Annotated in this window: 12 protein-coding genes; 7 read left to right on the top strand and 5 right to left on the bottom strand. The window is 44.7% G+C overall.

Translation table 11 applies throughout. From position 1 onward, the window contains the following. Window positions 1-6: 6 nt before the first annotated feature. Window positions 7-198, top strand: coding sequence for a DUF2897 family protein (locus AC4MRV_RS12935; protein WP_491187745.1), 192 nt, complete (start codon window positions 7-9; stop codon window positions 196-198). A gap of 17 nt (window positions 199-215) precedes the next feature. On the opposite strand, the gene AC4MRV_RS12940 is transcribed toward AC4MRV_RS12935, so the two are convergent. The 5 genes from AC4MRV_RS12940 to syd form a co-directional block, all read right to left on the bottom strand. Continuing rightward, window positions 216-2,120 (bottom strand): diguanylate cyclase domain-containing protein, encoded by a 1,905-nt coding sequence (locus tag AC4MRV_RS12940; protein WP_491187746.1) that lies wholly within the window; start codon window positions 2,118-2,120, stop codon window positions 216-218. Continuing rightward, window positions 2,117-2,662 carry a YfiR family protein gene (locus AC4MRV_RS12945; RefSeq protein WP_491187747.1) on the bottom strand — a complete coding sequence of 182 codons (546 nt, stop codon included), beginning with the start codon at window positions 2,660-2,662 and terminating at the stop codon, window positions 2,117-2,119. Before AC4MRV_RS12945 ends, AC4MRV_RS12940 begins: the two co-directional genes overlap by 4 nt. Then, window positions 2,650-4,797, bottom strand: a complete 2,148-nt coding sequence (locus tag AC4MRV_RS12950) for a TonB-dependent receptor plug domain-containing protein (protein WP_491187748.1) — start codon at window positions 4,795-4,797, stop codon at window positions 2,650-2,652. The genes AC4MRV_RS12945 and AC4MRV_RS12950 overlap by 13 nt, the downstream gene beginning before the upstream one ends. A 247-nt stretch (window positions 4,798-5,044) precedes the next feature. Further along, window positions 5,045-5,821 (bottom strand): Zn-ribbon-containing protein, encoded by a 777-nt coding sequence (locus AC4MRV_RS12955; protein WP_491187749.1) that lies wholly within the window; start codon window positions 5,819-5,821, stop codon window positions 5,045-5,047. A 2-nt stretch (window positions 5,822-5,823) separates the two neighbouring features. Beyond that, window positions 5,824-6,369 (bottom strand): SecY-interacting protein, encoded by a 546-nt coding sequence (syd, locus tag AC4MRV_RS12960; protein WP_491187750.1) that lies wholly within the window; start codon window positions 6,367-6,369, stop codon window positions 5,824-5,826. Between the two features lie 81 nt (window positions 6,370-6,450). Here syd and queF point away from each other — a divergent pair, with 81 nt between their 5' ends. From queF to AC4MRV_RS12990, 6 genes are all read left to right on the top strand, one after another. Continuing rightward, window positions 6,451-7,296, top strand: a complete 846-nt coding sequence (gene queF / locus AC4MRV_RS12965; protein WP_491187751.1) for an NADPH-dependent 7-cyano-7-deazaguanine reductase QueF — start codon at window positions 6,451-6,453, stop codon at window positions 7,294-7,296. 14 nt (window positions 7,297-7,310) lie between these two features. Beyond that, window positions 7,311-9,581, top strand: coding sequence for a tetratricopeptide repeat protein (locus tag AC4MRV_RS12970; RefSeq protein ID WP_491187752.1), 2,271 nt, complete (start codon window positions 7,311-7,313; stop codon window positions 9,579-9,581). A gap of 111 nt (window positions 9,582-9,692) precedes the next feature. Next, a complete protein-coding gene (locus AC4MRV_RS12975; protein WP_491187753.1) occupies window positions 9,693-11,258 on the top strand; it encodes a GGDEF domain-containing protein in 1,566 nt (521 codons plus the stop codon). 176 nt (window positions 11,259-11,434) lie between these two features. Continuing rightward, window positions 11,435-12,796, top strand: a complete 1,362-nt coding sequence (gene ppnN, locus AC4MRV_RS12980) for a nucleotide 5'-monophosphate nucleosidase PpnN (RefSeq protein ID WP_491187754.1) — start codon at window positions 11,435-11,437, stop codon at window positions 12,794-12,796. A 63-nt stretch (window positions 12,797-12,859) separates the two neighbouring features. Further along, complete coding sequence (gene xni, locus AC4MRV_RS12985; protein ID WP_491187755.1) at window positions 12,860-13,639, top strand: flap endonuclease Xni; 780 nt, start codon at window positions 12,860-12,862, stop codon at window positions 13,637-13,639. Window positions 13,640-13,858: 219 nt separating this feature from the next. Next, window positions 13,859-14,608 carry a DNA/RNA non-specific endonuclease gene (locus AC4MRV_RS12990; protein ID WP_491187756.1) on the top strand — a complete coding sequence of 250 codons (750 nt, stop codon included), beginning with the start codon at window positions 13,859-13,861 and terminating at the stop codon, window positions 14,606-14,608. Window positions 14,609-14,642: the final 34 nt, after the last annotated feature.

A 14,642-nucleotide genomic window follows, 5' to 3' on the forward strand; every position in this document is an offset into this window, starting at 1 on the left:
GATGTTATGGACCTACTGACTAACCCTTGGATTATTATTGCCATAGTCCTCAGTGTCATTGTTGGCAACATTATGGCGTTAAAATATACCGCCAAGATGAAGTTTGACCATAAACTCAAAAAGCCATCACTCAAAGATGACCAACAACCAAACGAAGATACCCAGCCAGACTCTGAAAATGATAAAGAGGCGAAGTAACGCCCCTCTGCTGTTATTTACACCGCATAGTAAAAGCGGTTCTTGCCTAAACGCTTAGCTATATACATGTGGCTATCAGCTTGATGGATTTTCTCATCTAGATTCAAAGTATCATCGGCAGACCAATAACTGATACCAATACTCGCCGTCACTTCGCACACCTTACCATTGATAACAATTGGTCTCGCTAGATGGTCAATTATGCGCTGGGCAATCGGCTGGCACTGCCCGGAACTTCGAATACCGATCAAAAACTCATCGCCCGCAATACGCGATACCAAGTCTTTGTCAGAAACACAGTTCTTTAATCGCTTAGCGACGACTCGCAATAGCTCATCACCAACCGCATGACCAAATTGGTCGTTCACCGCTTTGAACCCGTCCAAATCTAAGAAAAAGATGAACTGCGACTCTCTCTTTCGGTGCCTTGATTGCAAACTTTTTGACACTTTCGAGCGATTTACTAGGCCAGTGAGAGGGTCATGATTAGCAGCAAAACTTAGCCTTTCTAGCTCTAATCCTAAGGTTAAGTCAGTCAAACTCACGACAAATGCTTCGACTCTCCCTTGATGACTTTTTAAAGCCTTAGCTTTTAAGCGATATGGGGACCAACTTTGGTTATGATGCTTGATATCGGTTTTATTAAACATCAACCCACTCGTTAGCAACGCTTTCACTTGAGTGAACGAAAAGCGTGGTGGCTTTTTAAACACCAGCTCTTGGATAAAATCAAGCGCACCAAACCTTTCTAGCGAGGTAGAATTTTGGGTTTTTACTTTTAAGTCGCGGTCTAAAACCAAAATCGCATCTTGATTCTGGTCGAACATCAATTCCAGTAACATGCGTCGCTGTTCCGAAATGTTTTGCGTAGTCACATCTTGAAATTGCAGCAGAGACTGTTTTGCTTCTTCCATCGGATGACAACTCACCCGATAGCTTGTCTGGCCATCTTGAGTTCGTAACTCCGCGGCCAACAACGGCTCATGAGACTCGATGGCTTCAATTATCTGGTCAATCGCCGCTCTTGGCTCAAAACGGCTTTGCAAAACCTCACGAGTGTTCAATTTACTCTGGCTATCGATCACTTCACTCATTGCCACTGGATTACCGTAATTAATTTTGTTGCCCGGGGAAACGACCAACACCCCTCGCTTCATTGCATCTAAAGCGCCATGTATGTAGCGATTTTTCTGCTCGACACGCATTAATGCACTTTGTAATTGGCTTTCGCGCTCCAATAGATTGGCGATCATTTCATTAAAACAGCTTGTGAGCTTACCGACTTCATCATCATGGGCGATAGCGATGGTGCTTTTAGCGATACCTTGGGTGATCATTCTTTCCATGGTGCTATGCAGGGTTGCCAGTGGTTTGACGATGACACTGTGTAGCACGCGTGCAAAGCCCCATGAAAATATTGAAATGAGCAGTGTTAGCCCCGCCAAGTATCCAAACAAGCGCTTCTCTTTACGCTGCATAGCCTCTAGAGACTCCCAAACCACCAGCTTGCCTAGCCGTTCATCCGCCAGCAATATCTCTGTTTCGTCAACTTGAACAGTTAAGTTTGGACAGTACACCTGCTCATTAGCCCAATCGCAATACAAAGGCAGTTGATGAATATAGGCAATAGCATCTCCTCCACTGTTCACCACTTTTGCGGCAATGATGTCAGGGTCAAAGGTCAGGTTGATGAGCTGCTCTTTTGCCGTGATGGGATCGTCAAACATCAACGCTGCCTGCAATGTCGTCGCGACACCTTGAGAAAGGATGTGAATACGCTGCTCTTGCGCTTCTCTTTGAGACAACACAAGTAGATGAATAGCCGGCGTACCGATTAAAACCACAATGAGCATAACCATAAACCAAGTTGGCAACATCATTTTGTAGCGTAACGGTAGCTGAGTGAATCGAGTGGCGATCATGTCGTCTCCTCATAAATTTCAGAGACTTCAAGTAACTGAGAACGAAGTAGAATGTTGGTTTTCTCTACATTCTTTCGCGAGACAAGTGGACGAATGCGATTACGCACTTTGATAAATGCGATCATGCCGCCACTAGCAACAAAATCGACACCATTTCCAACCAGCAAAGCGTGTGGATATTGCACATGCAGGTCCGCAATGAACGCCGCATCTCCATGCTCTACAAATAAGATATGACAAACTTCTGGGTGCACATCATCAAACAACTTATGGAAACGGGCCGTCTTTGGCTTTGCTGCAACGATCGCCTCTAGTCGTATGGCAACATCACTAGTTTGAGCAACACAGTAATCAATGTGGTCCGTAGCGATACCCGATTCTTGCCAGTCGGCTAACAATGCAAAACGAAATAGGTACACCGCTTTTAAGTCCACATCGCCTACATTTGCATTCGCGATCAAGGGTGCCGTGACTAGCCCAATCGCGGCTAAAAACCTAATGAACAGAAGATTGAAACCCACTCTCATGCTTATTTCGTCCAATCAACCGCACCATAATTCCAATCAACTGTCAGCCAATATTGTGTTCCATTGCTGTAAGGCATTAAGTTATCTGGATACTCTTTGGACTGATCTGCAGCTAAATTCTCTACCGAACCCGTTATACGAGGTGCGCAATCGGCAAGCTGCCAACTTATCGATGCGTCAAAGCTCAGCACTTGTGGCCATATATAGCTAGGATCATCGATAAAATCTCGATGTAGTTCAGACTCCGAAACATACTGCATTGTCGCGCTCACCCACCATTCTGGAGTCATGTCCCACATCACTTGAGCATTAACAAAATGGTTCGGTTGGTTTTCCAGTTGGCGTTTTACCGCAGCGTTAGAGCCACAAATCGAACCTTCACAATGACCGACAATACGCTTATAACTGTAGTTAGTGTTGACTTGTAACGTATCCAGTGGCTGCCATTTCAAGGCCACCTCCCCCCCCAGAGTTTCAGACCATAGCGGGTCAATATACTCAGAGATATATTGTTCAATGTAAGTACCAACGGTACCCGGAGACGAGTTCCCAGCAATCACCCAGCCTTGCGCACTGACACCTTTTAACGCTCGAATATTTTCATGAACGCTATAATAGCCACTCAAATTTAGCTGAAATTTATTACTGTCCCAGAAACGATAACCGAGCTCGTAAGTTTCAACGCTTTCGACACCTAAATCTTCACTCCCTCGGTAAAGGTAGCTGGCTATATAATCGTACTGATTCCCATAGCCATCTTGTGCTCCTGACTCAACGTAATAGTTCTCTTGAAACGTCGTATCGAGATCCAAGCGAGATGGCGTAACCGACGCGCGTCCCCACCCCGCCCACAGGCGTTGATTGTCCGATAACTCATAACTCACCCTCACTTGAGGCTGGGACTCAATACCATGAGTTAGGTTGTTGTATTGCCAGCGGTTGCCCAACGTAAGTTTCGCCTTTTCTGCAATATCAATATTCCAGTTGGCATAAATACCGTAGCTTTGGTTTAAAAAGTCCGCTTCATCAGTCACCCTTAAGTAAGGCATGGAGTAACGTTCAGATAGGGTATAAGTACCTAATTCTTCATCGATAATGCGGATATTTCCGCCCAAGCTAAGCTGAGTTCCCCACAAGTCATCAATAGTGTAGTGAGAATCAAGATCAACACGCCAAAACTTAGCATCTCGATCGGTCCCATCATTTGAGCTGTAGGTTAACCACAGCTTGTTCTCCCAACTGTCGCCATTTTCAGCATCATAGATATGTTGTAAGCCCGAGAAATATTCCTGCATTGTCATCTCGGTATCGTAAGCATTTGCACTTGGCTGACCCGGATTCAAAAAGTGAGGGTTGTATTTCACCCATTGATAATCTTCACGAGAGCGAATCCCTCCAGCTTGAAGGCTTAGGGTGTGAGCGAACTTCTGATAATCGAACCGCGCGCCAAAGCGCTCAGTGTAAACATTGTAATCTTGCACCGGTTGAACACGCTCTTCGTCGCTGGTCCACGGCATGTGGTCGACAAATTCAAAATAGCCACTGAGATAGCCGTACTCTCCAACCTGAGTGGACTCATGTAGCTGATATTCAGAATAGCCGTAATTACCTTCTTTGATCGCCACCTTACCGTTAGGTGCACTCTCCGCTTCGGATGTAATGATGTTGATAACGCCATTTACCGCGTTGCCTCCCCAGATGGTCCCGACAGGTCCTAAAACTACTTCGATTTGGGCAATGTTATCCATGCTGACGGGAATCAAATCCCAATCCACACCCGAGAACATTGGATTAAACACGCTACGACCATCAACCATAACCAGTAAGGTATTACTGAGCGCTTGGTTTTGACCTCGAGCAGTAACGCCCCAGTCATAGTTTGAGTATTTAGCAACATGTAGACCCGGCGCGAGTGCCAGAGCATCAGCGACTGAACGAGCCCCGGAGCGGTTAATTTCTTTCGCGGTGATCACGTAGACTGACGCTGCTGTATCGACAAGGCTTTGAGAGGTTCGCGTTGCAGAAACAACTTTAGTATCGGCAAGTGAACAGAGAGGCATTTCAAGGAGTGACTCGAGATCAAACTCAGCAGCCACTAATGGGGAAAATGTTAACGTAGACGTAATTAAAACTGGGAATGTAAAACGCATGGCTATTTCTCACCACCCGCTGCTAATAATTGACTATATTCCCTTTTGGCCCCCTAACAACGAATGCATAATTTTCGGACAGGAACAGTATACCATTTGCATATTAATCAATCATTTAGTAACCACGTTTTCTCCAATCGAGTTTGCTATCACCACGATAAAAACCAATTATCAACAACGCCCACTTTCTACTGAGGTAATATAAAAAACCTCTCACTAGTGAGAGGTTTTCGCTAACGAAGTGGCCTTATTTTATATGATCCCAAGACATGTTCGACACAATACGACAGTCATCACACTTGAAATAGAAGATATCGTGCAAAGGTTCATCTAATAGCCAATCACCCCCACATTTAGGACACTTACGTGCTTTTTCATCCGCTAGGCTTTTGCCACCGACGCGATATTGGTAGTAGTAGGTTGGCACTTTGGTGATGTATTCAATTCGACCACGCAAATCCCAACCACGCTTAAACAGCACACTGTCAGCATCACAAATTTCATGCAGCGCAGCATGCTCCGCACGACACCCTCCCGCCATTTGGATCTCATCACAGGCTTGCCATTCAGTTTGCCACTTCACTACCGCTTTATGATCACCATTTAATGTTGGACCGTTCCGATATAAAGGAATAGGGAGTAAAGAGTCACCACTTCGCAACGGTGAACAGGTGTGAACATAGGTGGTATAAAGAACTTGCCAGCTTGGTTCAACATCTTCTGCTGCTTCTTCCGAGTTAATATCTCGTCCCAAAAGACGTACTTTAGGCGCTAACAAAGATGCCTCAGCTAAACGGCGAATACAGACATTAACGAAATCAGAGTGGTTATTTGGGTGCAAGCTCTGCTGTTCTGGACAAACTGCACGAACAAAGAACTCCCCTTCCCCCATCACAATAGGAAACTCTCTCCCTAACACTTGACCGTTGTAACGCAACGCATCCATCAAGCCATTGATTGCTTTATCCACCGCAGAGATAGTCGTGTTGTCAAAACACTCAAATTGAAGTTCAACTACGTACATGGCTACACCGCAGGTTCAAGCTTAATCAAAAATTCAGCGACACTCGCAGCCAAGACATCACGCTTGTCTGTACCTAAACGCTCTAAAACCACGTTCCCTGTTAGGTTACAAATCGAGATCACATCCAATTCAGCATCGGTTGCGGCAATGAATACTGTTGGTTTCAACTTTAAGCGACGTTGAGTCACTAAATGACCCAAGATATTCTCTTGCAAACGCAAAAAATCGTCATCACTCCATACTTGTAGCAACGTCAACTCATTACCATTCCATGTCGCTTCCATATCTCCACTGTACTGAGCACCGTAAAAGGTTTTGATATCTTCATGCAAAGTGAGCTCTATACCATTCTCTACGTTAGTGAAATCGGCTTGCTGCTCTCGTTGGTGCGCTTTCCAATCCACAGCACTCGAACTTTTGCTTTCTACACATGGAGATACGAGATCATACAACTCTTCACTACGAGGAAGATGACCATGTGCGTCAAGGTAAGCTTGGTGATATTTTTCAGTGAATGAGAGTAACGCTTGTTGAGCATTATCAGCCATTAGATTCTCCAACATGAAGGTCGCTTTTAGAGGCGAGATTGCGTAAAATTCTCGACATTCTAATAGAAAATGAACAAAAGTATGAGCAAATATTCTGACGCAAAAGAGCTTGCCGGCCTGACCCTTGGTCAAAAAACGGATTACTCGAACCAATACGACCCTAGCCTTTTGCAGCCTGTACCACGCAGCCTAAACCGAGATGACCTAAATCTAGGCGACGAACTACCATTTCAAGGCTGCGATATTTGGACTCTGTACGAACTGTCTTGGCTCAATGAAAAAGGATTACCGCAAGTCGCAGTCGGTGAGGTATCTATTCCGGCGACTAGTACTAATCTGATTGAATCAAAATCGTTTAAGCTTTACCTAAATAGCTTTAACCAAACTCGTTTTTCAAGTTGGGACGACGTGGAAAAAACGCTCACGAAAGATCTATCCCAATGCGCGGGCGAAACCGTCAGTGTGACAGTGCGTTCAGTGGTAGATTACACTGATTCAGTTATCGTCACTATGGAAGGCGAGTGCATAGACGAACAAGATATCGAAATCACGAGTTACGACTTTGATGAAACCCTTCTGCAAGGCGCGACAGAAGATGAGGTGGTAGAAGAGAGCCTTCACAGCCACTTATTGAAATCGAATTGTTTGATCACCAATCAACCAGATTGGGGTAGCGTGGAGATACGTTACCAAGGTAAGAAAATCAACCGCGAAGCGTTGCTGCGTTATATTGTTTCTTTCCGTGAGCACAACGAGTTTCACGAACAGTGTGTTGAACGTATCTTTACCGACATTATGACTTTCTGCCAACCAGAGTCTTTAACGGTATACGCGCGTTACACTCGTCGTGGTGGATTAGATATCAACCCTTACCGTTCGAATCAACATTCTCAGCCGGCACATAATCAACGTATGGCTCGTCAATAAGGATTTAGACAAGCATGATCACTCTACGCTGGGCGCAGAATCTAGGCGCATTGATACTCCTGTGTTGTTCTCAAGTCGCTATGGCTACGGTTTACTCATCGGCCATGCTAAGCGAAGCAAATGGGTTAGTTGATATCGTGCCAAAACAGGCGAAACAATTAGCTTCGGATTTTCTCGCCCAACGTACATTGACTGATAAAACAGAAAAGAGCCCTTCCTCGATTTCTCGCGATGAAGCGGACAGTCGAACAAGAACACCAGGCGGTACCATAGATGCATTACGTATCCTTGCCCGCGCAGAGTTTAACCTTGGTAGTCAAAGAGCAGCGCTAAAGCACTTGGAAGAAGCCGCTCTATTAGCAACCAACTATAACCTTCCCTATTTACTCCTAGACATTGAGTTGGTGGATATTCGCTTACGATGGCAAATCTCTGGTGACGCTATCGCAGCAAGAGATGCAATAGGAAAATGGGAAAGTGCTTTCGGCCAGATCAAAAACCCACAGCAACTTGCACGCGGTCTTCAATACAAGATGACCATGTTACGCGCGGATATTGCCTCAGAAGAAGGTGATACGACAGTTGCAGATAAGCTTTATAGTGAGGCGAAACCCTACGCGGACACGGCGAAATCTAGTCAGACTTTGATTAACTACCACATTACGGTTGGCAGTCACTATTTAGCAGACAAGAAATATAACCCTGCTCTCTCCGAACTACTATTTAGCTATTGGCGTGCGATCGAAAGTGATTCCGGAGTGCAGTTAGCAAAAGTTAACCAAATCCTTGGCCAGCTTTTCTATGAACGAAAAGTGTTGGATAAAGCCAACGAACACCTTTCTCAGGCCGCCGATTTTTATGATAACTACGAGAACTCTCCATTACTCGCGCCAATCTTAAAGCGCATGGGAGACATCTATTATCACCAAGGAAAATATAACCTTGCCTTAGTCCATTACTTTAACGCGATGGATCATGAACGGATTCAAAATAATATTGAAAGCGTCATTGATATCCGCATATCTCTTGCGGCGACGTATCTACACCTAGTCAACTTTCCTCTAGCTGAACAATATTTGGATCGCGCTCAAAAACTTTTAGAGTATGCCGACATACCGCGTCTAAAAGCCTATGCGTTATTACTTGAATCTGGGTTGGCACGCCATCAAATCAATCCAGAGAAAGTAATCAGTAAAGCGCAACAGGCATTAGAAATTGCTCAAGAGATTGGCGACATTAGCACCCAGAAATCGGCTTATCAGCTTCTATATCTGGGCTATGAGTTAAGTGGCGATTACAAACAGTCGCTGGAATATCTTAAGCAGTACAACTCGCTTGCCACCATCGAGCAGCAAGAGTTGGATTTACTCAGTGAAGATGCCTTCCGCCAACAGAAAGAGTTTGTCGAACAAACATTACATCTAACGGGCCAAAAAGAAGAACTGGAACAGACCCATATTGAGTATCGTAAGTTTCAGAAGATCACTTTTACTCTGTTCGTTATCAGCGCCCTGTTATTTATCTTTATCCTGCGTCGTGGTCATATCATTAATGTCCAACGTGAAGAACTGGACAAGCTGAATCAAGATTTATTCACTCACTCTCGCTCTGGCTTACGAAACCTTCGTATGCTCAATGCTCGCTTACCCGCTTCATTAGAAGAAAGCATCAATAAGTTTGAGCAATGGCACGTAGGCGAACTGATCCATGAACCACTGAATGACCGACTTCGCTTTGTCATGATTGACGTTCCTTTCTTGCGCAACATGTACCTTCAGCATGGCTATGAAGAAGGTCTTAAGCTCGAACGTGCGTTTGGTGATTACTTGCGAGACCGAGTAGAGCACCCTGCTCGAATCTACCACTTTTCTGACGCCAACTTGCTCTACATCGAACCCAACAAAGAGCAAATGAGTGAGCCAGAGGAGTTGTTCAATAAAATTCAGCAGTGGGTCATGGAATTTGAACCTGAACGTAAGATCAACCGGATCATTCGTATGGGTATGGCTGACTATCCATTCCTACCTAGGGCGTACACCGCCGTTAATGATAAGGAACTAGTTGATGTGCTACTAATGTCAACCAGTACCGCTCGTACATTGAGCATGAAAGAGCACTGCAGCCAGTGGGTATATTTGAAGGCCATTGAAAATGCTCCCGCTGCTAGTTTAGCAACTGGTAATATTCGTAAGGCCTGCAAGCACTCCATCAATCAAGGCTTAATTAAGGTCCACTCATCGTACAAGAATGAGGACAGCATCAAAAAACTATTAAAAGATGAGTAAAACCTCATCAATCAAACGTTGTAACCCGTGACGGATGTAATTTATTTGATATTATCAATAAATTCATAAATAAAGGTGGAGTTCTTCCGCCTGTCTGTAAGTTAAGTTTTGATGGGCGTCCTAGAGCAAGATCTTCAGTCACAGCTGCACAATCTGAAATCTCAATTGGAACAAGTCCGATTGACACAAAGAGATACCTCGTTCAAATTTAAAAGAGAGCAGAAGGTACTCAAACGCATTATTGCATCTATGACTGACGCGCATAGAGGTGAGGACCCTCGGCTGCAAGCAGGACTGGTAGAGTTAAAACAGGCACTCGAACAACAACAAGATGTCAGCTCACTAATACCAAAGCTTGCGGTGCTTGAGCGGTTGCTCAAACAACAAGGCTTGGCTATGGAAAAACAGACGGAACACCTGGATTCGCAAATTCAGCACAGCGGTGAAACTTTGCTGCGCCTTACTGGGCTACCAGCAAAGATTAAACGCGACTTACGTGATTTATTAAGCTATTCGAACGGTTTAAAGCGACCGAAAGCAGAGCAAGCAATGAAGTTGCTTGGTTTGTATGAGCGCTCCGTCAAGATCATTACGGCCAATCCTGATACCCCTCTATGCCAGATTTCAAACAGTTCTGATCGAGAGCTACTTATTCGCCTTTCTGATGAATTACAGCACTTAATTACAGAACTGGATTTTGAGGGAGAGTCAGGAGAACTCCTGACCGATATTCGAGCGAAACTTTTGGTGGGTGTTAATACACATACCCTTCTCGAGCTCACGCTGCAGACATTAAAGTTGGTCATTGAAGGAACACAATTTGAGCGTAAAACCTCAGAGCAGTTCCTAGAGCAAGTCAACGGGTCACTTTCTTCTTCAATGAAAAGTGCTGCCCAAAATGCCCAGCAGTCGCAAAGCTACTTTGAACAGCGCCAAGAAATGAATGGCGAACTAACAGAGTTAATCGGTAAAACAGAATCGAAAATAAAAGCGGCAACTGAATTAGAGCTCCTTCAAGCTCAGCTCAATCCTCTGATGGAACAATTGAACTCGGTGTCTGAGCGACTACGCCACGCAGAGCAACGAGAACAAGCGCTTATCGAGCGTATGAATTATGGCAAAGGACAGCTCGAAGCTCTATTTGAAATTACCCAAGATTATCGCCGCCGCCTTGAAGACCAAGCGCAACGAATGCTACTCGACCCATTAACCAAGGTGTACAATCGAACTGCTTTCTCAGATCGAATGGAGCTTGAATACCGACGCTGGATCCGCACTCAACACAACTTACGTGTCATACTGTTTGATATCGATGGATTCAAAGTTATCAATGATAGCTTTGGTTATACCGCTGGCGATAAAGCGCTAAAGATTATCGCAAGAACCATAAAAAAAGAACTTACAGATACGGATACTGTTGCTCGTTTTGGTGGTGAAGAGTTCATTGTACTGCTGCCAGAACGATCGGATTCCGATTGCTTCAACCTCATTCAGGCGATACAAAGCCAAGTATCTAAGCTGCCATTCAAGTTTAGAGATCAAAGTCTAACCATTACCTTATCTGCGTCGAGTACGGCCTTTAAGGAATCGGATACTCCAGAAGAACTACTAGAGCGTTTAAACCTTTTCCTCAAAGAAGGCAAAGCGATAGGTACTAACCAACTCGTTTGGAAATAACGCTTTCAAACCTCCGGCTATTGTCATATAAATATCAAATAGTTAGCAATACATGCTCTAAAGCATGCTAAGCTAACTATTAGTCCTAGTGATTGTATTACGCATTAGCAACAACGACTGAGGACAATAATAATTAGCGACTCTCGGAGAGTCCGTCTCTAGTCAAGGAGGTTCTTATGATCACTCATATCAGTCCAGCTGGTAGTATGGATCTACTTTCTCAACTTGAAGTTGAGCGCCTTAAAAAAACAGCTGCCAGTGACCTATACCAGCTTTACCGAAACTGTACATTAGCGGTACTGAACTCAGGTAGTCACACCGATAACTCGAAAGAGCTATTAGACAAATACAAATCATTCGACGTCAACGTTGTGCGCCGAGAGCGCGGTATTAAGCTCGAACTGAGTAACGCTCCAGAACACGCATTTGTTGATGGCGAAATCATTAAAGGTATTCAAGAGCATCTCTTCTCAGTGCTGCGTGATATCGTCTACGTCAACATGCACCTCGCTGACAACCAGCGTCTCAACCTCACTAACGCCAGCCACATCACTAACCTGGTATTTGGTATCTTGCGTAATGCGGGAGCACTCACCCCGGGCATCGAGCCTAACTTAGTCGTATGTTGGGGCGGTCACTCAATCAACGCAACGGAATACCAATATACTCGTGAAGTCGGCCATGAACTTGGCCTACGAGAGCTCAACATATGTACGGGCTGTGGCCCAGGAGCAATGGAAGGCCCAATGAAAGGGGCTGCTATTGGTCATGCTAAACAACGTTATTTTGAGCAGCGCTACCTGGGTTTAACAGAACCATCGATTATTGCCGCCGAGCCGCCTAACCCAATTGTCAATGAGTTGGTGATTATGCCAGACATTGAGAAACGTCTTGAAGCCTTTGTACGAATGGCCCATGGCATTGTCATTTTCCCTGGTGGAGCAGGTACCGCAGAAGAACTTCTCTACATTCTTGGCATCATGATGCACCCGGACAATAAAGAGCAGCCTCTACCTATTGTTCTTACAGGTCCAAAGGAAAGCGAAGAGTACTTCCGCTCTATTGACCGCTTTATTGGCGATACGTTGGGTGAAGACGCACAAAAACACTACGAGATTGTGGTCGACGATCCAGCTCGAGTTGCACAAATAATGAAGCAGAGTATGAGTGAAGTACGCCAACACCGTAAAGATACCGGTGATGCATACAGCTTTAACTGGTCATTAAAAATTGAACCTGAGTTCCAGTTACCGTTTGATCCAACTCACGACAACATGGCAAGTTTAGATTTACATCTTAACCAACGACCTGAAAATCTCGCAGCTGCCTTACGTCAGGCATTCTCTGGTATTGTGGCAGGTAATGTGAAAGCTGAGGGGATTCGTGAGATCGAACGTCACGGTCCATTTAGCCTAGATGGCGACAGCAACTTGATGAAGAAAATGGACAAATTGCTAAGAGATTTCGTCGAACAAGATCGTATGAAGCTTCCTGGCGGAACTGCATACGAGCCTTGTTATCAAATCAAGACGAGTTAGCTTCTGGTAATCTCTAAACCATCCGATACAATAAGGGCTTAATGCCCTTATTTTTTTAATCTTATGTCTATTCATCTTGTTATTATCGATGCGTTAAATCTAATTCGCCGAGTCCATTCTGCCCAACCAGACCCTACCGATATCGCAAGAACCATTACGACAACGACAAGAACGTTAAATAAGATCATAAGTGAGTCTCAGCCAAGCCATATGATTGCGGTCTTCGATCATCACCTACAAGAACGGGGATGGCGTGCCGAGATCCTTCCCGAATACAAACAAAACAGAAAGCCAATGCCTGAGCCACTCCTTAACGGGCTCGAAGCGATTCAAGATGCATGGTGGCAGCTAGGTATTGATTCATTGCTATCTGAAGGTGATGAAGCCGATGATTTAGTCGCAACATTGGCAATGAAAGTGGCTAGCCATGGAGAGAAAGTGACCATTATCTCCACCGATAAGGGGTACTGCCAGTTATTATCGCCGACTCTCCAAATCCGAGATTACTTCCAACACCGTTGGCTAGATGAGCCTTTTATTGCAAAGGAATTTGGCGTGACACCTAACCAGCTATCTGATTACTGGGGGTTAACTGGTGTCAGCTCGAGTCAGGTACCCGGTGTACCAGGCATTGGTCCAAAGGCCGCTAAAGAAATTCTTACTCAGTTTTCGGATATTGAACAGGCCTTTGCAAGTGACGAGCTACCTGCTAAGTACCGTAAGAAGCTCGATGAGCATATTGACTCGGCCCGTCGCTGTAAAACAATCGCAGCCCTAAAAACAGACATAGAGTTAGGCTTTAATTTACAAGACATTCGATTTTCTGGCCCGCAAACGCCATAGTCAATCTATCGTCTTTCTTTTAATTAGCGATTAGTTCATTAGTAAATCTTTGATTAGCATGAAATTGTTAAACGTTTGTGTTGAGTAAACCGTTGCCTTCTCAACTATCAAAATCGTTTAATCATTACCCTATCAAGTACTGCTTAAAGTCACACCAAAGTCACAGACCTTAGTGCTGATTAATCTATTTTTAGTGCTCCATTAACAAGGAGCACAATAATGAAAAAAGCGTTAATCCTCTCCCTTACCTGTCTATTCGCACTGCCAACATGGGCGAATTCCTGTGGGCAACACCTCGCGATGGGTGCACCTTCAGAAAACTCAGATCAAGTATTATGTCGTGATGGATATGCCGTCGGATACAACTATCAAACTAAAAATGCTGACTGGGTTGCGTATCACTTAACAGCCGAAAGTGTAAACGCAAGCTTCAAGCGCAGTAACAGTTTCAAAATAGATGCAGAATTACCCGACTATGCCCAGTCGACGCTCGATGATTACCGAAGCTCTGGATATGATCGTGGTCACCTAGCCCCTTCTGCTGCAATGGACTTTACTCAAGAATCAATGAAGCAAAGCTTTCTTATGAGTAATATGTCACCTCAACTCCCAGGCTTTAACCGAGTTGGATGGCGTTTATTGGAAGAACACGTCCGTGATGTGACGAACGAGTACAACGAAGTATATGTGGTCACTGGACCAATCTACTCTGGTAACGAAAGTACCATTGGTGACGGAGTAGTGATCCCGAGTGCCTTTTACAAGGTCATCTTAGACCCATACTTTAATGATGCTATCGCTTTTATTGTTCCTCACCGCGACGTGTCTGGCAGCGAACTAGTCAATTTTGTCACCACCGTTGATGAAGTTGAACAGCAGACAGGTCTAGACTTCTTCTCTGTTGTCAACGACAGTACTGAAGACGCAATGGAAGCGCAGCTATGGGAAATGTGGCCAACCTCTAACTAGCCTTTTAAAGCCACAAAAAAAACGCTCCAGATGG

The organism is Vibrio sp. (assembly GCF_984391705.1).